Below are 26229 nucleotides of genomic sequence, written 5' to 3'. Positions count from 1 at the left end.
CTCAATCCCACGAGTAGGTGCCGTCGAGCATTGCTTCCAGTAGTGGCCGGTGCATCACGTAGTCGTCGCGGTCGTCGTTGTCGGCCGCCTCGCCGAAGTGGATCATCCGCCGCCGAATCCGGGCCATCACGATGCCGTGCCGCAGCGCGGAATACATGAGGTACCAGTCCATATCGCGCGGCGCGTGCCCGGTGGCATCCTCGTAGAGCTTCTCCACATCGGCGCGCCGCATGTAGTCCGCCAGACCCGGCTGATCGAAGCGGGTGGCGATGTCCTGGAAGAAGCGGTGGATGAAAATGGTCCACGCGATATCGAGTTCGCGCGGTCCGATGGCGGCCATCTCCCAGTCCAACACCGCGACCGGCTCGAACCCGTCGAACATCACATTGCCCGGCCGGGCGTCGCCCCAGCTGAGCACATCCGGCCCGGTATCGGTGGGGAAGTTCTGCTCCAGCCAGTCGAAGGTGCGCTCCAGCAAGGGAATCCGGTAGCCGTCCCGGGCCAGCGCCCAGTCGTACCACGCTTTCTGCGCCTCGAAATGCCGCCGCAGCGCCGAGCCCTCCCCGTCGAACATTGGGAACCGTTGCGCCGGATCGGGAATCGAGTGCACCTTGGCGATGATCTCGACGGTGTGCCGGGTGACCTGATACCGCTGCTCCGGCGTCGCCTCGTGCAGCCAGCCGATGAACACGTAGGGCGGATTGTCCTCGGGCACACGGCCGTTCACCCGTCGCATGACGAAGAACGGCGCACCCAACACATTGTCGGTGCCGGTCTCGAGCCAGCACAGCGGCGGCACCGGCAGATCGGTGGCCTCGGCGACGCCCTTGATCACCGCGAATTGCGTAGCCAGATCATAGTTCTCGAATACCGGGAACGAGTTCGCGTCGGGCGCGAGCCGAGCCACGAAGGAGCCGCCCGCAGCCTCACCCTTGTCGGTCCACTCGGCATCGAAGAGCAGCGTCGTGCTCGACATGCCGCCCGCCTGGGGACGGGTGATCGAGGTGACCCGCGGCGGCTCATCGGACTCGACCTTGGTCCCGAGCCACTGCGCGAGTTCGTCCGCGAGTTCATCGAGATTCTGGTCGGAGACGGTGAGTTCCATCCGCTGGTTGGGATCGGCGTTGGCCGAAGTCATGAGGTCCTCCCTGCACGGGTGTAGCGGCGCGTGTCGACGTGTGGTAAGCCCCCGCGTGGCACGTTGAGGGAAATGTAACCCGTTCTAAATGTGTCCGTAAGGGGATCGGACAGACCTGTTTCACCAGTACCGGTGACCGGGATGCGGGTTGGTCGCCACCGCGCGGTCGTGCTGGTACGTACGCCTCGGGAAGTAGTTCCTATCAGGCATATTCCGGGTCGACTCAGGGTGATTCCGGAGGCGTGCGGTGTGTTGCCGTACCTACCGTCGATATGTGCAGACAATCGATACCGCTGCAGAATCCGCGACCGACCGGGACGCGACGAACGCCGAATCGACCCGGTCCTGGAATCCGATGAGCCGCATTGTTTTCCGTTTCGGATTCCTGTACTTGGTCCAGTTCTGTGTCTTCTACCCGCAGTTGCTGATCGACTTCATCGGACCGTTCCAACGCCTGCTCCCCGCCGACTGGGCCCGCTACTGGATGGCGCCGTCGCTGCCTGTCGTGAAGTGGGTGGGCAGCAGCCTCTTCCATACCGATGCCACACTGCACGATTCGGGCAGTGGCGATCAGACGGCCCTCTGGGTGTTGCTGTTCTGCTTACTGGTCATCGCCGCGGTCGGCACCGTGCTTTGGACCGTCCTGGACCGAAACCGGAGCGACTACCGTCGCCTATCCGCCTGGTTCTTGCTCTTCCTGCGCGTCTGTCTGGCCGGTCAGATGCTGGGGTACGGCTTCGCCAAGGTGTTTCCGCTGCAGATGCCCGAGCCCGCGCTCGCCACCCTGCTCACCCCCTACGGTGACTTCGCGCCCATGAGCGTGCTGTGGAACCAGGTCGGTGTGTCCCCGGTCTACGAGACCCTGCTCGGCACCGCCGAATTACTGGGCGGCCTGCTCCTGCTGTTGCCCCGCACGCAGCTTGCGGGCATCTTGCTCAGCCTCGTGGGCATGGCGCAGGTGTGGGTGCTGAATATGACCTTCGACGTCCCGGTGAAGCTGCTGTCGTTTCACATGATGCTGTTCTGCCTGGTCCTGCTGGCACCCGAACTGCCTCGGCTCACCGCGGTACTGACCGGCCGCGCCGCCGGACGGGCAGCCACGCCGCAACCGTTCCGTACCCGCCGGGCGGTGCGCTGGGCGGCGTCAGTGCAGGTGCTGCTCGCGGTGTGGCTGACGGTGGGATACGTCTGGCTGGAGTTGGACAACTGGCGCGAGATCGGTCCCGGCAGGCAGAAGTCCGAGCTCTACGGAATCTGGACGGTCACCGACTTCACCCGCGACGGCCAGTCGGTGCCACCACTTCTCACAGACGAGACCCGCTGGCGGCGAATGGTTTTCGATCAGCCGCAGCTGGCGGTGGTCCAGCGCATGGACGACGAGCTGGCCCCCGTCGCCGCCCAGATCGACACCGGCGCACACCGGCTGGCGCTGCGCTCGGAGCAGGGTGCGGAGCTGGCGGACCTGTCCTACGAGCGTCCCGCACCGAATCGCCTGGTGCTCACTGGTCAGCTGGACGGTCACGCGGTCGCCATCGCGCTAGACCAGGTCGATCTCGCGCAACTTCCGCTCCGGCAAGCCCGCGGCCTGCATCTCGTCCAGGATTACGCGAACTTCGGGAAGGTCATGGGTTAGTGATATCGGGTCATGAACCGGTGATGTCGCTGATCTGACTGGCCCACCGCGGATTCGGAGTGAGAAACTCGCCGGTTCCGGTGACGAAGGCCCGCTGCGCGGAGGCGTCCCCGAGTAGCCGCGCGGCCAACCAGGCGGTCGGGTAGCCCAGATACCCGAACACACCCGATGTGCAGGGCCAGGCCGCCTCCGCGCAATCCGGTTGGCCCTGCACGTCATTGTGATTCGGGCCCACCAGTGTCCCCCATGCCTTCGGCACCGTGCCCGGCACCGCGTCGTAATAGGCACGCACGGACTGCAATCCGGCGATCTGCGGCGGCAATGCCTGGTCCGACGGCGAGATGATGGTGTCCGCCGACCCGTTCACGAAGAACACCGATCCCTCGGTCATGCGGTGGGTGTCCGGGCACCCGCCCGCGAAGCACCACATCTGTGCCGGAAGCTCGATCGGCACCGCGGTCTCGATCCGCCCGCCGGAGTTCATCATGGCGTTCAACACCCCGGTAGCGCCCTGTGAATGCCCCACCGCGCCAATCGCATCCGGGTCCAGCCGACCGTGGAACACGCTGCCCGGGTCGGCGGCCAGCGCCAAGAGCCTGTCCACCGCCCCGGCGATATCGACCCCGGATCCGGTGGCCGCGTTCTCGGTGGCGATCACCACGAAGCCCCAGGACGCGAAATGCCGCAGCAGATAGTCGTATTGGCTCGGATGCGCATTGGTCCCGTCACCCCAGGTGATGATGGGATGCCGAAACCCATTGGCTCCCAGGCTCGTCGGATACCAGATGTCGTAGGCCGCGCCCGTGGAGTCGCAACAGGTGAACGCATGCTCCGCCGTCACCGCCCACGGCCCCGGTTGCGAATACGTCGATTCCACCGCTCCCGCCGCCGATTCGGCCGCTGCCGTCGAATCCGCGTGTCCGATCGGATACCGCACCCCCAAAGCCAACAATGCTGCCAACACACAACTGCGAATCAACACGGCGCAGCGGGTCATAGCCATCAAGCATAGAATCGCCCGACCGGTTCCGACGCAAGATGGCCCCGTCACGGTGAGCTTCGTATCGATTGCCGGACGGCAGCCGGGCGAGTGTTTCCTGTCGGGTGGCACGCCGTACGCTGAATCCTTGTGCAGAACGCCTCACCCACCCCCGATGACCAGCCGGTTCCGGATTCGCAAGCCCCGACCGGTGACCCGAACTACCTGGTCGGCCTCGATCTGAACGGTCGCCGCGTGGTCGTGGTCGGCGGCGGCACGGTGGCGCAGCGGCGGCTCGGACTGCTCATCGCCTCCGGTGCCGATGTCCACGTGATCAGTCGCGAGGTGACGCCCGCGGTCGAGGGCATGGGCACCTCCGGTCAGATCAGCATCGAATTGCGCGCGTACGCCGACGGTGATCTGGACGGCGCGTGGTACGCCATGGCCTGCACCGACGAGCCCGAGACCAATGCGGCCGTGGTCGCCGAGGCCACTCGCCGCCGGGTGTTCTGCGTGCGCGCCGACACCGCCCGCCTCGGCACCGCGGTCACCCCGGCGACCGCCCGCTATGACGGCATGACCCTCGGTGTGCTCGCGGGCGGCCAGCATCGCCGTTCGGCGGCGGTCCGCAATGCCCTGCTCGAGGCCCTGCAATCCGGTGTGGTGACCGATGATTCGGCCCCCGTCGCCCCCGGTGTCGCGCTGGTCGGCGGTGGTCCCGGCGATCCGGATCTGATCACCGTGCGCGGCCGCCGCCTGCTGGCCCGCGCGAATCTCGTTGTCGCCGACCGGCTCGCGCCGCCGGAGTTGCTGGCCGAGCTCGGACCGGACGTCGAGGTCATCGACGCGGCCAAGATCCCCTACGGCCGGGCGATGGCGCAGGAGCACATCAATGCCGCGCTCATCGAGGGCGCGAAGGCGGGCAAGTTCGTGGTCCGGCTCAAGGGCGGCGACAACTATGTCTTCGGCCGCGGCTACGAGGAACTCGAGGCCTGCGTCGACGCGGGCATCCCGGTGACGGTGGTCCCCGGCGTCACCAGCGCGATCTCGGTGCCCGCCCTGGCCGGTATCCCGGTCACCCATCGCGGCGTCACCCACGAATTCGTGGTCGTCAGCGGCCACGTCGCCCCCGACCACCCCGATTCCCTGGTCGATTGGCCCGCCCTGGCCCGGCTGCGCGGCACGATCGTCCTGCTCATGGCCGTCGAGCGCATCGAGAAATTCGCCGACGCGCTCATGGCGGGCGGCCGCCCCGCCGATACCCCCGCCACCGTCATCCAGGAGGGCAGCCTGCGCACCCAGCGCGTCCTGCGCGCCGACCTGGCCACCATCGCCGAACGCGTCCGCGCCGAAGGCATCCGCCCGCCCGCCATCATCGTGATTGGCCCGACCGCCGGTTTCACCGCGGGCGCGCCTGACGAAGGCTGATGCTCATCCACGCATCTATTACAGTGGCCACGTGCTCGATAACCCCGCTGCGACGATGCAGTATCCGGTGACCAAGCGGGCGTTCGGGCTCGCCATTCTCGTGTTGAGCGGGCTGCAGCTGATGGTGGTGCTGGACGGCACCGTCATGATCCTGGCGCTACCGCGACTACAAGAGCAGCTCGGGCTGTCCAGTGCGGGCAGTGCCTGGACGGTGACCGCCTACGGACTGCCCTTCGCGGGATTGATGCTGTTGGGCGGACGGCTCGGTGACTCGTTCGGCCGCAAGCGGATGCTGATTCTCGGCGTCACCCTGTTCACGATCGCCTCGGCGCTCTGCGGTACCGCGCAGAACGAGGCGTGGCTGATCGCGGCCCGCGCCCTGCAGGGCACGGGTGCCGCGATTGCCGCGCCGACCGCGTTCGCGCTGGTCGCCAGCACCTACGCGCCCGGGCCCGCCCGAAATCAAGCGATCGCCATCTTCGGTTCCATGGTCGGTGTCGGCTCGGTCGGTGGTCTGGTGATCGGTGGCGCGCTGACCCAGGTGGACTGGCGCTGGATCTTCTGGATCAATGTGCCGATCGGTCTGCTCATTGTGTGGGGCGCGATCTACCAGCTGCGCGACACCGAGCACCACCGCATGTCCATGGACGTGCGCGGCGCGATCCTGGGGACGCTGGCGTGTGTGTCGATCGTGTTCGGCGCGACCGAGGGCCCCGAAATGGGTTGGAACTCACCGGTCATCCTCGGCACGCTCATCGGCGGCTTCGTGCTGCTGATCGTGTTCGTCTTCGCCGAGCGCGACGTGGAGAATCCGCTGCTGCCGTGGTCGCTGTTCGACAGCCGCGACCGCGTGATCACCTTCGCCGCCATCTTCCTGGCCTCCGGCGTGCTCGGCGCGACCACCTTCTTCGTCGCCCAGTTCCTGCAGAACGTCTTGCGCTACAGCCCTTTGCAGGCCGGTCTGGCCAGCATCCCGTTCACCCTCGGCGCGGGTGTCGGCACGGCGGTGGCGTCCAAGGCGTGCATGTACATTCGGGCGCGCTGGCTGCTGCTGGGCGCCGCGGCGGTGCTGGCCGGTGCGCTGTATTTCGGCTCCACGCTGGACAGTTCGGCCGACTACTTCCCGACGCTGCTGGTCATGATGTCCATCGTGGGCTTCTGCATCGGCATGGCCATCGTGATTCTGCCGCTGTGTGTGCTGGTCGGCGTGGACATGGCGCATATCGGCCCGCTGTCGGCGGTCGGGCAGATGTTCATGAACATGGGTACGCCGTTCGCGGTGGGCGTGCTGAGCCCGGTCGCCCTGTCACGCACCCTGTCGTTGGACAAGGGCGCGACGGGCAAGGTGAGCGAGATGTCGCAGCATCAGATCGACGCGCTGGGCAACGGGTACACCTTCGTCCTGCTGGTGTGCGCCATCGGCACCGCGATCATGGGTTTGCTCGCCTTGACGCTGCGCTACACGCCCGCGCAGTTGGCGCAGGCGCAGCACGCGCAGGACGAGGCGCAGAAGAACTGACGCGCAGGCGAATCAGGGCACGCGCGTCACGCCGATGGCGGTCTCGGTGAGACTGCCGAGGTAGATCACCCCGTCCTGTTCCGCGACCCCGGTGACCATGGCGTAGTCGGTGCCCTCCCGCTGCAGATCGTGCACCAGGTTCCCCTCGAAGTCGAACGCCTGCACCCACACCGTGCGCGCCGGTTTCGGTTGCAGGCGTTGGGGAATCGCCCACACCAGCCGCCGTAGCAGGCCGGGCAGCGGAAGCAGCATGTCCAGCAGTGGATTTCGCGGCGTGACGAGAGCGACCCAGACCAGTCCGTCGCTGCCCAGTCCCATATTGTCGGGGAAGCCGGGCAGGTTCTCCACGAAGTAGTCGTGCGTGCCCACCTTGTCTCCGGACAACCAGTAGCGGGTGATGCTGTACCCACCCGTCTCGGCGACCAGGACGCACGAGCGGTCCGGGGCCAGCACAATGCCGTTCGCGAATTTCAGCTCGCCGACCAGGGTTTCGACGCGGCCGTCCGGATGGCGGCGCAGCAGCCGCCCAGTTTCGGAGTGCTCGAGCATGTCGCCCATGTACTCGTCGAGTTTCCAGTGCCGGGTGGATTCGGTGAAGTAGACGGTGTCCCCGTCGGCGAACACATTGCTGGTGAAGTTCAAGGGCACGCCCCCGATCTCGTCGACCAGCACCTCGATCTGCCCGCCGGGCTTGTCGAGCCGCAGCAGTCCGCGTTCGGCATCGCAAATCAACAGCGAACCATCGGAATTGGCGTGTAGTCCCAACGGCCGGCCGCCGGTGTGCCCGATCCTCTCCACCGTCCCGGTGCCCGGGTCCACCGCCACCAGCGCACCGTCCGCGAGCCCCGCGACCACTCTGCCGTCGGCCGCGACCACCACATCCTCCGGCCCCTCGCCGGGCACTTCGAGCCGCTGTAGCGCGGGCATCGGTGGTTCGCTGTGGTTTTCGCGCGCGCGTGGCGTGGCCTTGGGAGGCTGCCAGCGCCGAGGCTGTAGAGACATGGCCTCATTCAACCCCGGGACGGGCGACACTTGGGTGTCAACAGATGTTGGCCTACACTTGTGGGCATGAATGTGGAGACGACTCCCCGGCGCTCGGACGCCACCAAGGCCGCCATTCTGGAGGCCGCGCGGCGCCGCTTCGCCGAGGACGGCTATCGGAAGGCAACCATTCGCGCGATTGCCGCCGATGCCGGGATCGATCCCTCGATGGTCATGCGGTACTACGGCAACAAGGACGGATTGTTCGACGCCGCACTGGATATCGACCTGGAGCTGCCGGATCTGGCCGCGGCCGCACCGGATTCGCTCGGGGCGCTGGTCGCGGGCCGCTTTCTCGAGCTGTGGGAGCAGCCGCCGACCAGTGAAATCCTGCTCACCCTCATGCGATCGGCGCTCGGCGACGACATGGTGGTCGAGCGCACGCAGCGGATCTTCGCCCAGCAGCTCATGCCCGCGGTCCTGCGGTTCGGCGATCCGTCGGATGCACCGCATCGCGCGGGCTTGATCGCCACGCAAATTCTGGGCCTCGCCCTGTGCCGTTATGTGCTGAAGCTGCCGCCGGTGGTGGCGCTGACCCATGAGCAGATCGTCGCCGACATCGGTCCGACCGTGCAGCGTTACCTCACCCTCGGCCAGCGGTGAACCCATTCGCGCAGTGGTGAAAACCACCGTGCCCGAGGCCTTTTCTCCGCGCGGAACTTCGGTCACACTGCCTCGATGGGGATGAGCCCGCACGCGGATCTGCTGGACCGCTGGACGAAATTGGCCGGACCGCGGGCGCGGGCGGTGGGGGAGGACCTGGTCCGCCGCTACAGCGAGCCGCACCGCCGCTATCACACGGTCGAGCATCTGGCCGCCATGCTGGCCGTCATCGACGATCTGGCCGCCGACGCCGCCGACCTGGACGCGGTCCGCTACGCCGCCTTCTTCCACGACGCCGTCTACGCCATGGACGGCGGCGACAACGAGGAGGCCAGCGCCCGCCTCGCCGAAACCACCCTCCCCGCACTGGGAGTCGACCCGGACACCGTCGCCGAGGTGGCCCGCCTGGTCCGTCTCACCGGCGGCCACCACCCCGACCCCACCGACCGCAACGGGGCCGTCCTCTGCGACGCCGACCTGGCCATCCTCGCCGCCGACCCCGAGACCTACGCCGCCTACACCGCGGCGGTCCGAGCCGAATACGCCCACGTCCCCGACGAACTCTTCCGCACGGGCCGCGCCGCCGTCCTCACCGCCCTGGCCGACCAACCCGCCCTCTTCCGCACCCCCACCGCCCGCACCCGCTACGAATCCGCCGCCCGAGCCAATCTGGCCGCCGAATTGGCAACGCTCACAAGCGATTAGGTCAGCGGGTGCCGTATTTGTAGGTCTGCTTGCGGAGTTTCAGGTACATCATGATTTCCGCGTGGCGGACGCCCGCCAGGGCGCGGATGCGGTTGGAGACGAGGTCGAGGAGGGCTTCGTCGTCGGGGCAGACGGCTTCGCAGAGGATGTCGTAGCGGCCCGCGCAGACCACCACGTAGTTGATTTCCTCGATGGCGGCCAGGGTGTCGGCGACCGGTTGGACCGGGCCGTCGACGGTGATGGCGATCATGGCCTGGCGGAACAGCCCGACCTGGAGGGGGTCGGTGACGGCGACGATCTGGATCACCCCGGCGTCGGCCAGTTTCTGCACGCGCTGGCGCACGGCCGCCTCGGAGAGGCCGACCGCCTTGCCGATGGAGGCGTAGGCGCGGCGGCCGTCCTCCTGGAGTTGGGCGATGATCCGCTTGGAGATGTCGTCGAGGTGCGGAGCTCCCCGGCCGGAGGTCTGGTCGGTCACGCGAGATCATCCTTCCCGATGCGCACGGTACGTTGGATAGCACGCCGGATCCGGCGGCCTTCGGTCCGACAAGGATGATCTCCCGTGAAGTACGTTCCGCGCGCGGTTCTGTTCCTCGGCATTCCCGCGCTTCTGTTCGCCCTGCCGTGGTGGCTGCTGGTTTACACCACCCTATCCGGGCCCGGGTTCTGGCTGGGCTCGGCGGCTTTCCTGCTCGGCTATCTGGCGCTGCCCGCGGGCATGCTGCTCGGCCACGGACCCCGGCAGTCGGATGCGGCGTCGCTGGTCGGCGACACGCTGCTGGGTGTGATGTGGGTCCTGTTCACCTGGTCGGTGATCGGCGCGGTCGTGCGGGCCGGGCTGGGGGTGGCGGGTGTGGACGATCCGGCGCGGTCGCGGATCGTGGCGCTCGGCGTGCTCGCGATCTGGATCGGATTGAGCGCCTGGGCGATCTACGAGGCGCGGCGCGTGCCGCGGGTGCGGACCCTGGAGGTCGAGATCCCCGGTCTCGGTGCGGGTTTGGACGGTCTGCGAATGGTGGTCGTCACCGACACCCACTACGCGGCCACCGACCGCCTGCGCTGGTCGGAGCGGGTGGTCGAGGAGGTGAACGCGCAGCGCCCCGATATCGCCTGCCATGCGGGCGATCTCGCCGACGGCTCGGTGGCCGCGCGCCGGGCGCAGGTCGACCCGCTGGGCAAGGTCGAAGCCGAGTACGGGCGTTTCTACATCACCGGCAACCACGAGTACTTCGGCGACGCACCGGGGTGGATCGACCACATGTCCGGCCTGGGCTGGCAGCCCCTGCGCAACGCGCACGAGATCATCACCCGCAATGGCGACAGCCTCGTCCTCGCGGGCATCGACGACCCGACCGGTGTTTCGCTCCCCGGCCACGGCCCCGACATCAAGACCGCCTTGACAGGAGCCGACCCCGCGCTCCCGGTGATCCTGCTGGCCCATCAGCCGAAGCAGGTCACCGACGCCGTGTCCGCCGGTGTGGCCCTCCAGATTTCGGGCCACACCCACGGCGGCCAGATCTGGCCCTTCCGCTACCTGGTCCGCCTCGACCAGCCGGTCGTCTCGGGCCTCTCCCGACACGGCACCCACACCCAGCTCTACACCAGCCGAGGCACCGGCTTCTGGGGCCCCCAACTCCGCCTCTTCGCCCCCAGCGAAATCACCGTCCTTATCCTCCGCACCCCGATACAACCGGCAGCACTACCCTCCTGATTCGACATCGCCGCCTCGTCCTCCCGGCCCGAGCCTCTCGGCAATCCGGCCTGAGCCCCTCAATCCGGCCCGAGCCCCCTCGTCATCCCGGCATGTTCTTGGCCGGGATCCATCCTGCCGTGGTGGATTCCGGCCAAAAGCGCGCCGGGATGACGGGGGGTTGCGGCCACCGCGCCTCGGTGGGTGGGGCGGCCGCGGCGCTCAGCTGTCGAAGCCCAAGCCCGTGTAGTCGAGGGTTTTGAGCCACAGGTTGCGGCGGCCCTGGTGGGAGTCGGCTCTTGCCAGGGACCAGCGGGTGAGGTGGATTCCGGCGGAGCGCAAGGGTTCTGGGGGGAGGGGGAGGGGGCGGGAGCGGACCAGGCGGAGGCGGGTGCGTTCGGTGTCCTCGTTCCAGAGTTGGTCGAGCATGACTTCCGCGCCGAAGCGGGTCGCGCCGACGCCCAGGCCGGTGTAGCCCGCGGCGTAGACGAGTTTGCCCTTGTAGGCGGAGCCGAAGAAGGCGCAGAAGCGGCCGCAGGTGTCGATGACGCCGCCCCACCGGTGGGTGAAGCGCAGGCCGTCGAGTTGGGGGAAGGTCTGGAAGAAGTGTTGGGCCAGGGTTTCGAAGGTGGCCTCGTTGTATTCCAGGTTCGGCGCGATGCGGTTGCCGAAGTGGTAGATGGCGTCATAGCCGCCGAACAGAATGCGGTTGTCGCTGGTCAGGCGGTAGTAGTGGAAGCGGTAGGAGGCGTCGCCCAGGCCCATGCGGGTGTGCCAGCCGATGCTGTCGAGCTGTTCACGGGTGAGCGGTTCGGTCATCAGCGCGTAGTCGTAGACCGGCACCACATGCCGTGACACCTTGGGCACCGGTCCCGCGAACGCACTGGTGCACAAGGCAACTCGGGGTGCGCGCACTTCCCCGTGCGGGGTGTGCAGCGTCAACGTCCCGCCGCAGGATTTCGAAATCCGTTGCACGGGAGTGCCTTCGTAGATCCGCACCCCCGATTCCAGGCAGGCGCGCCGCAATCCCCAGGCCAGCCGCGCCGGATCCAGCATGGCGACACCGTCGCGATCCCACCAGCCGCCCAGGTAGGTGGGCGAGTGCACCATGCCCTGCACCTGCGCCGCGTCCAGCAATTCGGTGCGGTAGCCAAGGGATTCGGCCGCGTCGTGGCTTTCCCGCAGCCATTCGACCTCGTGCGGCGCGGTGGCGACCTCCATCTCACCGGTGCGTTCGAAATCGCAGTCGATGCCGTAGCGCAGGATCGCCTTCTCGATATCGTCGAGGTTGGAGCGGCCGAGGCGTTCCAGCTCCCCGATCTCGTCGGGGAAGCGTTCCATGCCATTGGCGAGGCCGTGAGTCAGGCTGGCGGAACAGAATCCGCCATTGCGGCCCGAGGCCGCGTGTCCGCAGAGACCGGATTCCAGCAGCACCACATCGGTGCCGGGATTGCGTTCCTTGGCCAGCAGCGCGGTCCAGAGCCCGCTGTAGCCGCCGCCGATGACGGCCAGATCCGCGTCGGTCGCGGTGGTGAGAGGGTCGGTGGGGGCCGGCCGCTCGGGCCGGTCGGTCCAGTACGGCGTCGGCGCTGCGTCTTTCAGGGCCGACGCCCACAGTTTGCTTCCTTTGGCCGACATGGCCGATCAACTCCTTCGTTCCTGCCGTACGCGACGGCACACCTCGACTCTCGAGGATGGATTGGGGGCTGTCCGGAACCGCGATGCGTCGGGTCGACGGGCGGTTCGGGATGCGCGAAAGCCGCCGATGGTCACGCGAGGTGACCAGTCGGCGGCCTTCGAAGAATTCAGCTGGTGGCGGCGCGATCGTCGCAGCGGCGGCGCATGCGCAGCTGCCCGGCGATATTCATGGCTGCGTGTCGCAGCCTCGGGTCCAACCCGGCGGTGCGGGTTTCCACGGTCGACCACCTCGGAATGTGATGTGTGCCGTGAGGATAGCGCAAACCCGAAGCGATTACGCGCAGCGGGCGTAACCGTGTCGCCGCCGTTATGCCATCAGACGGTGTGCCCGTCGGCGATGGTCAGTGCCTGGTCGAGAATCGCGAGTCCCTCCTTGGCCTCGGCTTCGGAAATGATGCACGGCGGGACCACGTGCAGGCGATTGAAATTCACGAACAGCAGCAGTCCGGCGGCCTTGGCGGCGGCCACGGTCTCGGCCATGGCCGGGCTGCTGCCGCCGTAGGGTGCCAGCGGTTCGCGGGTGGCGCGATCGAGGACCAGCTCGACCGCCCAGAACACGCCCTTGCCGCGGACCTCGCCGATGCTCGGGTGCCGCCCGGCCAATTCGCGCAGGGTCGGGCCGATGACCCGCTCGCCGATATCGGCCGCGTTCTCGACGATCCCCTCGTCCCGCATGGCGTTGATGGTCGCGACCGCGGCGGCCGTGGCGAGCGGATGCCCGGAGTAGGTGAGCCCGCCCGGATACGGCCGATCATCGAAGGTGGCCGCGATGTGCGGCGCGATGGCCACGCCGCCGAGCGGCACATACCCGGAGTTGACGCCCTTGGCGAAGGTCAGCAGATCCGGCACGACATCGCCCGCGTGCTCGATGGCGAACCATTTGCCGGTGCGCCCGAATCCGGACATCACCTCGTCGGCGATGAACACGATGCCGTAGCGGTCGCACAGTTCGCGAACCCCGGCCAGGTATCCCGGTGGCGGAACCATGATTCCGGCCGTGCCCGGAATGGATTCGAGAATGATGGCCGCGATGGTGCTCGGTCCCTCGAACACGATGGTCTGCTCGAGGTGCTGCAGCGCGCGTTCGGTTTCCTCGGCCTCGGTGCCGGCATGGAATTGCGAGCGGTACAGGAACGGTCCGAAGAAGTGCACGACCCCGGCATTGCCGTGGTCATTGGGCCAGCGCCGGGGGTCGCCGGTGAGGTTCACCGCGGTCTCGGTGCCGCCGTGATAGGACCGGTAGCGCGAGAGCACCTTGTAGCGGCCGGTGTGCAGCCGTGCCATGCGCACCGCGTGCTCGACCGCGTCCGCCCCGCCATTGGTGAAGAAGATCCGGTTCAGCTCGCCCGGTGTGCGTTCGGCGATGAGCCGCGCGGCCTCGGAGCGGGCGTCGTTCACGAAGGCCGGGCCGATGGTGCACAGCGTGGCCGCCTGCTCCTGAATCGCGGCCACCACCTTCGGATGCTGGTGTCCGATATTGGTATTCACCATTTGCGAGGAGAAATCCAGGAGTCGATTCCCCTCGCCGTCCCATACGTAACAGCCTTGGGCGGCGGTGATCACCATGGGATTCAACGACTTCTGCGCCGACCACGAATGGAAGACGTGCGCGCGATCCAATTCATAGGCGCGGGCGGCTTTTTCCCGCGCCGCGTCGGGGGTCAAGCCATTGGGCAGTGTCATGGCGATGTCCTTCGAGGAGTCAGCGTCAGTGGTTCTGGGGGAAGCCGAGGTTCAGGCCGCCGTGGCTGGGGTCGAGCCAGCGGGTGGTGACCGCCTTGGTGCGGGTGAAGAAGTGCACGCCGTCGGTGCCGTGCGCGTGCGAGTCGCCGAACAGGGAGTTCTTCCAGCCGCCGAAACTGTAGTAGGCCATGGGAACCGGGATCGGGACATTGATGCCGACCATGCCGACCTCCACCTCGTTGTGGAAGCGCCGGGCCGCGCCGCCGTCATTGGTGAACAGGGCGGTGCCATTGCCGTAGGGGTTGGCGTTGATGAGGGCCAGGGCGTCGTCGTAGCTCTCGACGCGGACCACCGACAGGACGGGGCCGAAGATCTCGTCGGTGTAGACGGTCATATCGGTGGTGACGTGGTCGAGAATCGTTGGGCCGAGCCAGAATCCCTCGGCCGCGCCGTCGGCGTCCACCGCGCGGCCGTCGAGCACGACCGTGGCCCCGGCGGATTCGCCCGCCGCCACGTAGGAGGCCACCTTGTCGCGGTGCGCCTGGGTCACCAGCGGGCCCATGTCGGTGCCGCGGGTGCCGTCGCCGGTGCGAATCGTCTTGGCGCGCTCGGCGATTCGGGACACCAGGTCGTCGGCGATGGAGCCGACCGCCACCAATGCGCTGATCGCCATGCAGCGCTCACCGGCCGAGCCGAAGCCCGCGTTCACCGCGGCGTCGGCGGCCAGGTCCAGATCGGCGTCGGGCAGCACCACCATGTGGTTCTTGGCCCCGCCGAGCGCCTGCACGCGCTTCCCGTTGGCGGTGCCGTTCTGGTAGACGTACTTGGCGATCGGGGTGGATCCGACGAACGAGATCGCCTTGATGGCAGGGTTTTCCAGCAGCTCGTCCACGGCCACCTTGTCGCCCTGCACCACATTGAACACGCCGTCGGGCAGTCCGGCCTCCTGCCACAGCTCCGCCATCCACAGCGACGGTGACGGGTCCTTCTCGCTGGGCTTGAGCACCACCGTGTTCCCGGCCGCGATGGCGACGGGGAAGAACCACATGGGCACCATGGCCGGGAAGTTGAACGGCGAGATGATCGCCACCGGGCCCAGGGCCTGGCGCACCGAGAAGATGTCGACCTTGGTGGAGGCGTTCTCGGTGTAGCCGCCCTTGAGCAGATGCGGTATGCCGCAGGCGAATTCGACGATCTCCAGGCCGCGGGTCACCTCGCCGAGGGCGTCGCTGAGCACCTTGCCGTGTTCGGCGGTGATCAACGCGGCCAGCTCTTCCTTGCGCTCGTTGAGCAGTTCGCGGAAGCGGAACAGGACCTGGGTGCGCTTGGCCAGGGAGGCGTCGCGCCAGGCCGGGAAGGCGGCCACGGCGGCGTCGACCACCGTGCGGACGTCGGCGGCGGAGGCCAGGGCGACCTGTCCGGTCACCACGCCGGTCGCGGGATTGGTGACGGGCGCGCTCGCCGTGGAGGAACCGGCGAAGGGTTTGCCGTCGAGCCAGTGGGCGATGGTCTGCATGTGTCCTCGATTCCTCTGATGCTGTGCTGCCGTCCCTACTCTGCGGCATTACCCGCCGGTTGATGCCCGACATAATGTCCGTGGTTTCCCGTTTCGTTTTACACTTCGTCGATGCACCTCACCGTTGCCGACGTCGTAGCCATGCCCGTTGTCCAGGCCGGGCAGCCCGAGCACGCGGGCGGCGGGAGCCTGGACCGGCCGGTGCGGTGGGTGCACGTGAGCGAGCTGCCGGAGGTGGCCGAGCTCTTGGTCGGGCGGGAATTGATTCTCACGACCGGGCAGGCGCTGGCCGGATCCGACGCGGCGACCGTGGCCTATCTGGAATCCCTGGCGGCCGCCGGGGTTTCGGGGCTGGTCGTCGAATTGGGCACTTACGTGCGGAGATTGCCGCCGGTGGTGGTGCGCACGGCCGATCGCCTGGGCCTGCCGGTGATCGCGCTGCACGGCGTGGTGCGCTTCGTGGAGATCACCGAGGCGGTGCACCGGGTGATCGTGGCCGACCAATACGCCGAACTGGAATTCGCCCGCACCGTCCACGAAACCTTCACCGCCCTCAGCGTCCGCCGCGCCGCCCTGGCCGAAATCGTGAAGACAGCTGCCGAAATGCTGGACGCCTCGGTCGTCCTCGAAGACCTCACCCACCGCGTCCTCGCCCTGACCGCCCGCCACACCAACACCCCCGCCCTCCTCGACCACTGGGAAACCACCTCCCGCCTCCTCCCCGACACCGACCCCAATGTCGTTCCGGTGGGGCCACATACGCAGGCCTGGGGCCGCCTCATCCTCCGCGCTCCCGAAGGTGCCGATGCCCGCGCTCGCATGGTCCTCGAACGTGCCGCCCAGACGCTGACTCTGCACCGCATGGTCGAACGCGATCGCTTCGGCCTGCACCGCCAGGCGCAGACCGGGCTCATCGACGATATGGTCACCGGCCGCATCACCGATGAGCGCGACGCGATCGCGCTGGCCGCGGCTCTCGGTCTGTCCCGTCGTGCCCGTTATGTCCCGCTCGCCGTGGATATCGCCGCGACCGCGGAATCGGATCCCGTTGCCCAGCAACGCCGTACGGCCGCCCTGCTCGACGCCACCCTGCACGGTGTCGCCCTCGCGAAGGCGACCGCCCTCGCCGCCCCCGACCACGGCACGCGAATCACCCTGGTACTGGCCATCTCTCGCAGCGGCGACCTCGACACCGCCCTCACCGCGGCCTGTTCCGCCATCCTCGCCGAAATCCGCCGCGTCCCCGGCGTGGACCGCGCCGTCATCGGCACGGCCGCCGAATCCGACTCCCTCCTCGACACCGCGCGCGAACTGGCCCAGGCCGCCCACGTCGCCGAAGTCGCCCTCTCCCTGGCCCCCTCGACCCCCCGCCCCTTCTACCGCAGCGGCGACATCCGCCTGCGCGGCCTGCTCTCCCTCATCCGCGACGAGCCCGGCGTCCAACGCTTCGCCGAAACCGAACTCTCCGCCCTCCTCCGCCACGACATCCGCAACTCCACCGACCTGACCTCCACCCTCCGCAACTTCCTGGACCTGGCCGGCAACAAAACCGAACTAGCCAAACGCCTCAACATCAGCCGCCCCACCCTCTACGACCGTCTCTCCCGCATAGAACGAATCCTCGCCATAGACCTGGACAACGGCGAAACCCGCACCTCCCTCCACACCGCCCTCCTCATCCGCGACCTCCTCCCCGCCCCCCGCTGACCCACGAGCATGCAATCCAGCAGGCATCGGCCGAGAAGACCCCTGCCGAATTGCATGCTCGTGGGGTGAGAGTGGGGGCGGGGCATACTGCTGGCGTGGAGTTCGGGATTTTGGGGGCGGTGGAGGCTTGGCGGGGGGATGGGACGCCGTTTCCGATTGGGGGGCCGCAGGTGCGGGCGCTATTGGCGGTGCTGGCGTTGGAGGCCGGGCGGGTCGTAGGGCGGGAGCGGCTGATCGACGAGCTGTATGGGGAGCAGGCGGCGGGGGATGTGGGGCATGCGTTGCAGTCGCAGGTCTCTCGGTTGCGGCGGGCGCTGAGGAGTGGGCTGGGGGAGGGGGAGTTCGTCGAATCGGCCGGTGCGGGTTATCGATTGGCCGCCCCGGCGGAGGCGGTTGATGCGCACCGCTTCGCCCGGTTGGCGGGGCTGGGTCGGAAAGCGTTGCGGGACAATGATCCCGCCGCCGCGCTGCCGCTGCTGGAGCAGGCATTGGCGTTGTGGCGCGGGCCCGCTCTGGCCGATGTGCGTGATGCGCCGTTCGCGCAGGCGCAGGCCGCCCGCCTGGACGAGGCGCGATTGGCCGCCGAGGAGGACCGGGCCGAGGCCGCCCTGGCCGTCGGTGAGCCGGACGCCGTCCTGGGTGCGCTATCGGAATTGGTTGCCGCCCATCCACTTCGGGAACGGGCCCGCGCCCTGCTCATGCGGGCCCTCTACGCGGCGGGTCGCCAGGCCGAAGCCCTGGACTGCTTCGAACGCGGCCGCCGCCTGCTCGCCGACGAACTCGGCACCGACCCCTCCGCCGAACTCATGGCCGCTCACCTCGCGATCCTTCGCGCGGACGAGCTCGCCCCGGCCTCGGACCGCCGCCTCCCCACCCCGCTCACCAGCTTCATAGGCCGCGAAACCGAACTCTCCGAACTACTTCCCCTCCTGGCTCAATCCCGCCTCGTCACCCTGGTGGGCCCCGGCGGCACCGGCAAAACCCGCCTGGCTCTCGCGGCGGCCTCCCGCCTACGCGGCGAAGTCCGCTTCATCGACTTGGCCCCTCTCACCGACGGACACCAGATCCCCCAGGCCGTAGCCGCCGCCCTCGGCGCGACCGCCGGCGGCGAGGTCGAGCGGCGGTTGCGGACCATGCTGGCCGATCGGCGGATCGTGCTCATTCTGGACAACTGTGAGCAGGTGGTGCTGGAGGCGGCGCGGTTCGTTCATCGGCTGCTGGTGGACTGTCCGGGGGTACGGGTGCTGGCCACCAGTCGCGAGGCCTTGCGGATTACCGGCGAATCCGTGTTCGTCGTACCGCAGTTGCCGCTCGCCAAACCGGATTCGCCACTGGCCGATCAGCTTTCCGGACCGGCCGTGCGGCTGTTCGCGGATCGCGCGTCCGCCGTTCGTCCCGGCTTCACCGTTGACGCGGGCACCATCGGCATGGTCGCCAGAATCTGTGCCCGCCTGGACGGTTTGCCGCTGGCGATCGAACTGGCGGCCGCGCGGCTGCGGACCCTCGAGCTTCCGGAGATCGATGCGCGGCTGTCCGATCGCTTCCGCCTGCTCGCCCGGGGCGACCGCACCGCCGAACCCCGCCATCAGACCCTGCAGGCCGTGGTCGCCTGGAGCTGGGACCTGCTGGATTCGAGTGAACGGCAACTGGCTCAACGCTTCTCGGTGTTCGCGGGCGGTGCGACCGCGGCGGCCGCCCGGCAAGTCTGCGGTCTCGACGATATCGACGACCTGTTGGCCGACCTGGTCGACAAATCGCTGCTGAACGTCGGCCAGGGACGCTACCGAATGCTCGAAACCATTCGCGAATTCGCCCGGCGGCGGTCCCTCGAATCCGGCGACCACGAACGCACTCAGCGCGCCCACGCCGAATACTTCACAACCCTCGCCGAGACCTCGGATCCCTTGCTGCGCGGCCCATCCCAACTCGACCACCTCACCCGCCTGGCCGCCGACCACGACAACCTCCAATCGGCCCTGCACTGGTCCGCCGCGGCCGACCCCGCCCTCGCCGCGCGCCTCATCGCCGCCCAGGCCTGGTTCTGGTGGCTCACCGGCCGCCCCGGAGACGGTCCCGAATTGGCCAGGAAGATACTGCCCCAACTGGATTCGAGTTTCGGCGGACCTGAGTGCCAAGTCGAGACCGACGCGGCGCGCCAGGTCGAGCTCGACGTGGAGCGGTATGCGTTGTGCGTCGCGGTCGCGGCGCGGGGCCGGGTGGATTTCGGTTCGGAGGTCGAGCGCGCCGCAGCGGGGCTCGCGGCGCTGAAAGAGCCACTGCGGCAACCGCATGTGATCCTCCTGCTCGCCCTGGCCGGTGGCATGGTGCCCGGCGAGCCCGCGACGCTGCGGCGGTTGTTCGGATCCGACGCCTGGTCGCAGGCCTTCCTGCGGTTGGGCGACGGCCTCGGCCTGTTCATGTCGGGCAAGATCGTGGAGTCCGAACCCGAATTCGCCGCGGCGCTAGCGGGTTTCCGGGCGACGGGGGACCGGTGGGCCATCGCCGCGAGCCTCGACAAACTGGCCGCGGTAGCCGAGCGGCAGGGCGACCGAACGACCGCACTGGCATTGATCGACGAGGCGATCGCGGTGAACACCGAACTGGGTTGGGTCGCCGACACGGCCGAGCTCCTGACCCAGCGCGGCGATATCCGCCTCGGCGGCGAGGGCGAGCACCGCGATATCGAGGCGGCCCGGGCGGACTACGAGCGTGCGGCCGAACTGGCCCGCACCCACGGCGCGACCGACATGCACGCCAACGCCCTGCGCGGCTTGGGCGATGCGGCCCGAATCCAGCATTCCCCCGCCGCGCACACGTATTACGCGGCCGTACTGGACATCCCGGTCGACGGCTCGCCCACCCTCGCCGCGGCGCACGAGGCCGCACGCCGCGGACTCGCCCTACTCGACGAGGCGTGATCAGCGGTCGCGGGCTTCGTGTAATCGCAAGTCAGGCGGTTGGTGAGGGGCGGTGAGGCGATGGTGAAGGTTTGGTGAGGGGTGTTGGCGAAGGTTTGTGCATGACCAACACACAGCAGTTCGCCAACAAGACCGTTCTGATCTCCGGGGCCAGCGTCGCCGGCCCGGCGCTTGCCTTCTGGCTGCGGGAGTACGGGTTCACCGTGACCGTCGTGGAGCAGGCTCCCGCGCTGCGGGAGGGCGGGTACAAGGTCGATATTCGTGGTGTCGCCATGGAGGTCATCGACCGGATGGGGCTGTCGAACGAGATCCGCAAGGCCTCGACCGATATGCGGGGCGGGGCCTGGGTCGATGCGAACGGGAAGCCGCTGGCCACCCTCGGCCCAGATCTGATCGGCCTGCGCTCGCCCGGTGACGACGAGGTGCTGCGCGGGGACCTGGCGCGAATCCTGTTCGACGCCAGCAAGAATGGCGTCGAATACCGCTTCGGGGATTCCATCACCGGGCTGGTCGAGCACGCCGACGGCGTCGAGGTGCACTTCCGCACTGCCGCGCCCCGCGTCTTCGATCTGGTGATCGGCGCGGACGGCATGCATTCCACCGTGCGCCGCAGCGTTTTCGGCCCGGAGGAGCGGTTCGCCCGCCACACCGGCATGGCCGCCTGCGTCATCTCGGTGCCCAACTACCTCGACCTCGATCACTGGGAGTTGCTGCACGCGACACCCGGCAAGATGGTGCAGGTCTACAGCACCCAGCAGGCATCGGCCAAGGCGCAGTTCATCTTCCCCGCCCCCGAGCAGCTGCCCGACCGCCGCGATATCGCCGCCCAGCAGCGCCTGGTGGCCGAGGTGTTCGCCGACGGCGGCTGGGAGGTCGCGAATCTCCTGCGCGCCATGCCGGATTCGCCGGACTTCTACTTCGATACGGTGAGCCAGATCCACCTGGAGCACTGGTCGCGCGGCCGCGTCGCCCTCCTCGGTGACGCCGCCTATTGCCCGTCCCCGCTGTCGGGGCAGGGCACCAGCATGGCGCTGGTCGGCGCGTACGTGCTCGCCGGTGAACTGCGGGCCGCCGCGGGCGATCACCGCGTCGCCTTCGCCGCCTACCAGGACCGGCTGCGCGAATACATCGACGCCAACCTGACCCTGGGCTGGAACAATGCCACCCAGATGGTCGCCGGTGACGCCAAGGCCCTGCGCATGCAGACCACCATGTTGAAGATGCTGCGCTACCTGCCGTGGAAGGGTCTGGCGCTGCGCCCCATCATCAAGCCGATCGAGAAGGCCGCCAACGCCGTTCGACTGCGGACGTACTGAGCGACCCCCGAGGTCGACCCCGGGTCGTACCCGGGGTCGGGGGTTTTCGGTCTCCGGGTGGATCCCCGATGTGCGCGAATGCCGTTCGATGGGACTCTCGAGACATTCGGCTCGAACCGCGAAAGGACCGTCGCCCGTGAACATCGCCGTAGTGACCACCTGGGTGTGGCTGGCCTTCGAAATCGCCCTGCGCGTGCGGGATCGCGTGCGCGGGACCGGATCCACGGCCGGTGACGGTCATACCCGCCTGGCCATCATGCTGCTGGTGGCGGCGGCCATGACGCTCGCGAACGTGGTGGCCATCTTCCTGCCGTCCGACAGCCCGCTGCGTTTCCCGGGCCCCGCCGTACCGTGGCAGGTGCTCGGCGTCGCCCTCATGTGGCTCGGCCTGGTGATTCGGACGTGGGCAATCGCGGTGCTGGGCAAGCACTTCCGCACCACCGTCGAGGTCGACGCCGACCAGCCGGTCATCAGCCACGGGCCCTATCGCTGGGTCCGTCACCCCTCCTATACCGGCGTGCTGCTCATCACCGTCGGCTTCGGCATCGCCACCGCGACCTTCCCGTCGCTACTGCTGACCGCAGTCGTCCCCACCTACGCCTTCCTCCGCCGCATAAATCTGGAGGAGAAGACCCTCGTCGCGACGCTCGGCGCACCGTACGAGACCTACCGCATGGCCACCAAGCGCCTGGTCCCCGGCGTGTACTAGGCGGGATCGGCCCCCATCGGATTCGGGTAGGGCACCTCGCCGCTGCGCACGACCGCGCGAGCGGCGGGGGTCAGCACCGAGAGGGTTTCGACCATGCCGGGGACGTCGCGATAGGCCGTCATGGCCAGGGCGTCGGTGCGGGCCTCGATGTGCTGCCGCAGCGCCCGCCCGGCGTCGGTGATGCCATCGGCGTCCAGGAGCCCACGTCCCCGCAGCCGCTCTCGCGCTGCCTGCCAATCGGTTTCGCTCCAGCCCCGATTGTCGCGCCACAGCTGCTCGGGCGTCCCGGTCGCCGCCGAGAACAGCGCATGCGCCTCGCACCCGTCGATGCCCTCGCTCAACAGACACGCCACATGCCCGTCACCGCGATGCTCACGCAGCGCCGTGGCCGCCTGCCAGAGCGCGTGCACCGCATCGCCCGGTGTCGGCAGATCACGATTGGCGGCGAAGAGCGGGCGGCCCGGCGCGGGCGCGGCGGCAATCGCCTCGTACAGGTGGGGGACCGCGCGGGCGGCAATGGTGGTGATGTCGGGCACCACGTTGCGCAGCACCGCGGCCGCCGCGATGGTCCGGGTCGCGATCACCGCGTCCGGTGTGGCGAAACCCCAGGCGTCCGGAATGGCCCGCCGAACCATGGCCGGATGGAAGTTGTAGAACGTGGCCTCCACCACCGACGGACCGACCGTGCCCAAAGGCGCCGAACGCGATGCGAAATACCCCATCCAGAATCCCCGGAGCCCGACGGCCTTGTTGGCGGCAATGCAGTCGGCGGCGAAATAGGAGACGGCATGCAGCGGCTCCAGCACGCGCCACATGTCGCGGGCGAACGCGTTGTCCATACGCCCACCCTAGCGACTGAGTTCAGCGAACTGAAGCCAGGATGGTTGGTATCTGCTGGTAACCCCAATTCATATCGAGGCAACAATCGAAACCGCACAATTCCTCCCATGACCGACACGCAAGCCCGGTCGGCCTACGGTGACAAGGTGATCGCCGTAGAGCCCGGCGGCGACGATTACATTCCCGAGGATGCCCGGCACGGCACGCCGCGAAAACTGTTCTGGACGTGGATGTCTCCGAACATGGAATTCGCGACGGTGTTCGTCGGCGTGCTCGCCGTCACCGCCTACGGCATGAACTTCTGGCAGGCGAGCCTGGGCCTGGCGATCGGGTTGGGGCTCGGCGCGGCGGCGCACTATTTGCTGTCGGTGCGCGGTCCGCTGCACGGGGTTCCGCAAATGGTGTTGGGCCGCTTGGCCTTCGGATACCGCGGCAATACCCTTCCGGCCGCGTTCATGTCGATCATGTGCGGTGTCGGCTGGTTCGCCACCAACTCGGTGAGCGGCGCGTTCGCACTCAACTCGCTGACCGGGCTGCCGAAGGTGCCCGCGCTGCTGGTGATCGTGGTGGCGCAGACGGCCTTCGCGTTCTTCGGCCACAATCTGGTGCAGGCCTTCGAGCGAATCGCCTTCCCGCTGTTGGCCATCGTGTTCGCGCTGGTGACCGTGGTGATCTTCAGCAAGGCATCGCTGGGCGCACCCGCACCCGCCGGGGGCATGGGCGGCATGGGTGGCTTCCTGCTGACCGTCGGCACCGCCTTCGGCTACGGCGCGGGCTGGAATCCCTACGCGGCGGACTACTCCCGCTACCTGCCCGCCTCGGCCTCCAAGACCGCGACCGGCGGCTATGCCTCGGCCGGACTGTTCCTGTCCTGCTTCTGGCTGTCCGTGGTCGGCGCGGCGTCGGCTACCGTGGCGAGCACCGCGCAGGGCAGCCCCACCGATGTGTTCACCGCCAACCTGCCCCCCTTCCTGAAGGATCTGACGCTGCTGGCCATCGCGGTCGGCGCGGTGGCGGCCAACGCGCTCAATGTGTATTCGGGCGCAATGGCTTTCGTCACCATGGGCTTCAGGTTCTCGGTGCGCGCGCAGCGGGCGGTGGTGTCGGTGGCGTTCGGCGTGATCGGATTCCTGGTCGCCTGGTGGGCGCTGCCGGACGCGGCGGCCAGCTACGAGGGCTTCCTGCTGATCGTGGCGTACTGGATCGGGCCGTGGCTGGGTGTGGTGTTCGCCGACGAGTACCTGCGGCGCGGCCAGCGCATCGACCATCTGCTCTACGACCGGTCCTACGCCAACTGGGGCGGGGTGGCGGCATTCCTGATCGGGCTGGTCGTGTCGGTGGTGCTGTTCTCCAACCAGGAGAAATTCGTCGGACCCATCGCCAAGGCGGTGCCGCAGCTGGGCGACATCACGTTCTTCGTCGGCTTCCTGCTCTCCGGCGCGGCCTATCTGATCCTGGTGCGCTCCCGGATTTCCCGCGCCGCGGTGGCAGCATGATCGGCATGATCAATGCACAGGATCTGCTGGTCACCGCCTATGAAGAGGCACAGCTCGGACTGCGCGAGGGCGGGATTCCCATCGGCGCGGCGCTGTTCGACGCGAGCGGGAACCTGCTCGGCCGCGGGCACAATCGGCGCGTCCAGAACGACGATCCGAGCGTGCACGCCGAGACCGACGCCTTCCGCAATGCGGGGCGACGGCGCGATTACCGCGACACCATCATGGTCACGACGCTCTCGCCCTGCTGGTATTGCAGCGGTCTGGTGCGGCAGTTCGGGATCGGCGCGGTGATCGTGGGCGAATCGCGCACCTTCACCGGTGGACACGATTGGCTTGCCGCGCACGGGGTTTCGGTCACCGTGCTGGACGACGCGGAATGCGTGGACATGATGACCCGCTTCATCGCGGAACGGCCGGAGCTATGGAACGAGGATATTGGAGTGGCGGAATGACCCCGATCGCGACCGTGGACCTGGACCGCTGGCGCGCGGGCGGCGAGTCCGCCGCGGCCGTGCTGCGCGAGGTGGACGAGGGCATGCAGCGGGCCGGATTCCTGCTGGTGCGCGGACACGGTGTGCCCGAAGGACTTCCGGCCGCCCTGCGTGCGGCGGCCCGCCGGTTCTTCGCGCTGCCGGAGGCGGTCAAACAGCGCTACGCGGTGTCGGTGGGCGGGCGCGGGTGGATCGGACCCGGGCTCGAGGCCAACGGCTACGCCGAAGGCACCGAAACCCCACCGGATCTCAAGGAGACCTTCGCCATCGGCGCGGACACCCGCACCGGCGACGCCCTCGTCGACGACGTCTGGTTCCTCGACAATGTCTGGCCCGCCGAGGTGACCGAACTGCGCGAGCTGTTCCTCACCTACACCGACGCCATGCGCGTGCTCTCCGACGAACTGCTGGCCCTGTTCGCCGCGGCATTGGCCCTGCCCCACAACCCTTTCCAAGGCTTGGCGAGCCGCCCCACCTGGACCTGCAACATCAACTGGTACCCACCCCTGACCGAGGTGGGCCCACCCGAGCCCGGCCAGTTCCGCATCGGTCCCCACACCGACTTCGGCACGGTGACCATCCTCGACCGCGAACCCGGCGCGGGCGGCCTGCAGGTCTACACCGACGACGGCGGCTGGGAGGACGCTCCCTACGACCCCGCCGCCCTCACCGTCAATATCGGTGACCTGCTGGCCTATTGGAGCGCCCAACGCTGGCCCGCGGGCCGCCACCGCGTCCTCCCGCCCCAGGAATCCGCCCCTGAGGAAGACCTCGTCTCCCTCATCTACTTCTACGAACTCGACCACGACGCCCAGGTGACACCCCTCGCCCCACCCATCGGCCGCGTCGAGAACCTCCCCCCGGTCATCTCCGCCGACTTCCTCCGCACCCGCCTCGACGCCATCACCCTCGGCTGAAACATCAACCTCGCCAACAAGTCTGGCGACCCCCAGTCCACCGGGCGAGTTCCCACGGCCGTCGTAGCATCGGCGGCCGTGGGGGCGATCTCCTCGCCAATCCCGGCAGTGCCCCTCGTCATCCCGGCGTGCTTTTGACCGGGATCCACCCCCCGGCAGCGAATTCCGGCCAAAAGCATGCCGGAATGACGAAAAGCGT

General features: G+C 68.2%; 21 protein-coding genes. 13 read left to right on the top strand and 8 right to left on the bottom strand.

Going from position 1 to position 26229, the window contains the following annotated elements:
- Nucleotide 1: 1 nt before the first annotated feature.
- Entirely contained in the window at nt 2-1138 is a 1137-nt protein-coding gene (locus VMT65_RS14960) for a phosphotransferase family protein (protein ID WP_326308799.1), read from the bottom strand.
- Nucleotides 1139-1412: 274 nt separating this feature from the next.
- Between VMT65_RS14960 and VMT65_RS14955 the strand changes: the two genes are divergently transcribed.
- Nucleotides 1413-2771, top strand: a complete 1359-nt coding sequence (locus tag VMT65_RS14955; protein WP_326308798.1) for a DoxX family protein — start codon at nt 1413-1415, stop codon at nt 2769-2771.
- A gap of 10 nt (nt 2772-2781) precedes the next feature.
- On the opposite strand, the gene VMT65_RS14950 is transcribed toward VMT65_RS14955, so the two are convergent.
- Nucleotides 2782-3768: a poly(ethylene terephthalate) hydrolase family protein gene (locus VMT65_RS14950; protein ID WP_326308797.1), complete on the bottom strand. Its 987-nt coding sequence runs from the start codon at nt 3766-3768 to the stop codon at nt 2782-2784.
- Between the two features lie 207 nt (nt 3769-3975).
- Between VMT65_RS14950 and cobA the strand changes: the two genes are divergently transcribed.
- Both cobA and VMT65_RS14940 read left to right on the top strand, forming a co-directional pair.
- Entirely contained in the window at nt 3976-5178 is a 1203-nt protein-coding gene (cobA, locus tag VMT65_RS14945) for a uroporphyrinogen-III C-methyltransferase (protein ID WP_326309184.1), read from the top strand.
- Nucleotides 5179-5233: 55 nt separating this feature from the next.
- Complete coding sequence (locus VMT65_RS14940) at nt 5234-6697, top strand: MFS transporter (RefSeq protein WP_326309183.1); 1464 nt, start codon at nt 5234-5236, stop codon at nt 6695-6697.
- 12 nt (nt 6698-6709) lie between these two features.
- Here the strand turns inward: VMT65_RS14940 and VMT65_RS14935 are convergent, their stop codons facing one another.
- Nucleotides 6710-7624 carry an SMP-30/gluconolactonase/LRE family protein gene (locus tag VMT65_RS14935; protein WP_326308796.1) on the bottom strand — a complete coding sequence of 305 codons (915 nt, stop codon included), beginning with the start codon at nt 7622-7624 and terminating at the stop codon, nt 6710-6712.
- Nucleotides 7625-7765: 141 nt separating this feature from the next.
- Here VMT65_RS14935 and VMT65_RS14930 point away from each other — a divergent pair, with 141 nt between their 5' ends.
- Nucleotides 7766-8341, top strand: a complete 576-nt coding sequence (locus VMT65_RS14930) for a TetR/AcrR family transcriptional regulator (RefSeq protein WP_326308795.1) — start codon at nt 7766-7768, stop codon at nt 8339-8341.
- Nucleotides 8342-8416: 75 nt separating this feature from the next.
- On the top strand, nt 8417-9046 hold the full coding sequence (locus tag VMT65_RS14925) for an HD domain-containing protein (RefSeq protein ID WP_326308794.1): 630 nt from the start codon (nt 8417-8419) through the stop codon (nt 9044-9046).
- A gap of 1 nt (nt 9047) precedes the next feature.
- Here VMT65_RS14925 and VMT65_RS14920 read toward each other — a convergent pair whose 3' ends face one another.
- On the bottom strand, nt 9048-9524 hold the full coding sequence (locus VMT65_RS14920) for an Lrp/AsnC family transcriptional regulator (RefSeq protein WP_326308793.1): 477 nt from the start codon (nt 9522-9524) through the stop codon (nt 9048-9050).
- A gap of 84 nt (nt 9525-9608) precedes the next feature.
- On the opposite strand from VMT65_RS14920, the gene VMT65_RS14915 reads away from it, so the two are divergent.
- Nucleotides 9609-10757, top strand: a complete 1149-nt coding sequence (locus VMT65_RS14915; RefSeq protein ID WP_326308792.1) for a metallophosphoesterase — start codon at nt 9609-9611, stop codon at nt 10755-10757.
- Between the two features lie 201 nt (nt 10758-10958).
- Here VMT65_RS14915 and VMT65_RS14910 read toward each other — a convergent pair whose 3' ends face one another.
- The 3 genes from VMT65_RS14910 to VMT65_RS14900 all read right to left on the bottom strand — a co-directional run bounded on the left by VMT65_RS14910 (nt 10959) and on the right by VMT65_RS14900 (nt 15633).
- The gene (locus VMT65_RS14910) at nt 10959-12374 is read right to left on the bottom strand and encodes an NAD(P)/FAD-dependent oxidoreductase (protein ID WP_326308791.1); all 1416 of its coding nucleotides are present in this window, start codon (nt 12372-12374) and stop codon (nt 10959-10961) included.
- Between the two features lie 375 nt (nt 12375-12749).
- Entirely contained in the window at nt 12750-14117 is a 1368-nt protein-coding gene (locus tag VMT65_RS14905; RefSeq protein ID WP_326308790.1) for an aspartate aminotransferase family protein, read from the bottom strand.
- Nucleotides 14118-14142: 25 nt separating this feature from the next.
- A complete protein-coding gene (locus VMT65_RS14900) occupies nt 14143-15633 on the bottom strand; it encodes a CoA-acylating methylmalonate-semialdehyde dehydrogenase (RefSeq protein WP_326308789.1) in 1491 nt (496 codons plus the stop codon).
- Between the two features lie 111 nt (nt 15634-15744).
- Between VMT65_RS14900 and VMT65_RS14895 the strand changes: the two genes are divergently transcribed.
- The 4 genes from VMT65_RS14895 (at nt 15745) to VMT65_RS14880 (ending at nt 22283) form a co-directional block, all read left to right on the top strand.
- Nucleotides 15745-17340, top strand: a complete 1596-nt coding sequence (locus VMT65_RS14895; RefSeq protein WP_326308788.1) for a PucR family transcriptional regulator — start codon at nt 15745-15747, stop codon at nt 17338-17340.
- A 95-nt stretch (nt 17341-17435) separates the two neighbouring features.
- Nucleotides 17436-20258 (top strand): BTAD domain-containing putative transcriptional regulator, encoded by a 2823-nt coding sequence (locus tag VMT65_RS14890; RefSeq protein ID WP_326308787.1) that lies wholly within the window; start codon nt 17436-17438, stop codon nt 20256-20258.
- Between the two features lie 101 nt (nt 20259-20359).
- A complete protein-coding gene (locus VMT65_RS14885) occupies nt 20360-21574 on the top strand; it encodes an FAD-dependent monooxygenase (RefSeq protein WP_326308786.1) in 1215 nt (404 codons plus the stop codon).
- Between the two features lie 136 nt (nt 21575-21710).
- Complete coding sequence (locus VMT65_RS14880; protein ID WP_326308785.1) at nt 21711-22283, top strand: methyltransferase family protein; 573 nt, start codon at nt 21711-21713, stop codon at nt 22281-22283.
- Here VMT65_RS14880 and VMT65_RS14875 read toward each other — a convergent pair.
- Entirely contained in the window at nt 22280-23122 is an 843-nt protein-coding gene (locus VMT65_RS14875) for an SCO6745 family protein (RefSeq protein WP_326308784.1), read from the bottom strand. The two genes, VMT65_RS14880 and VMT65_RS14875, sit on opposite strands and share 4 nt — an antisense overlap.
- Nucleotides 23123-23230: 108 nt before the next feature.
- Between VMT65_RS14875 and VMT65_RS14870 the strand changes: the two genes are divergently transcribed.
- The 3 genes from VMT65_RS14870 to VMT65_RS14860 are packed head-to-tail and all read left to right on the top strand — an operon-like array spanning nt 23231 to nt 26030.
- On the top strand, nt 23231-24619 hold the full coding sequence (locus VMT65_RS14870; RefSeq protein WP_326308783.1) for a purine-cytosine permease family protein: 1389 nt from the start codon (nt 23231-23233) through the stop codon (nt 24617-24619).
- Nucleotides 24620-24624: 5 nt separating this feature from the next.
- Complete coding sequence (locus VMT65_RS14865) at nt 24625-25074, top strand: nucleoside deaminase (protein WP_326308782.1); 450 nt, start codon at nt 24625-24627, stop codon at nt 25072-25074.
- Nucleotides 25071-26030, top strand: coding sequence for an isopenicillin N synthase family dioxygenase (locus VMT65_RS14860; protein WP_326308781.1), 960 nt, complete (start codon nt 25071-25073; stop codon nt 26028-26030). The genes VMT65_RS14865 and VMT65_RS14860 overlap by 4 nt, the downstream gene beginning before the upstream one ends.
- The last annotated feature ends 199 nt before the right edge of the window (nt 26031-26229 follow it).

The organism is Nocardia sp. CDC153 (assembly GCF_035818515.1).
In the GTDB taxonomy this organism is placed as follows: domain Bacteria; phylum Actinomycetota; class Actinomycetes; order Mycobacteriales; family Mycobacteriaceae; genus Nocardia.
The sequence above is the reverse complement of the archived record's forward strand: the minus strand, read 5'-3'. Positions and strand labels throughout refer to the sequence as shown.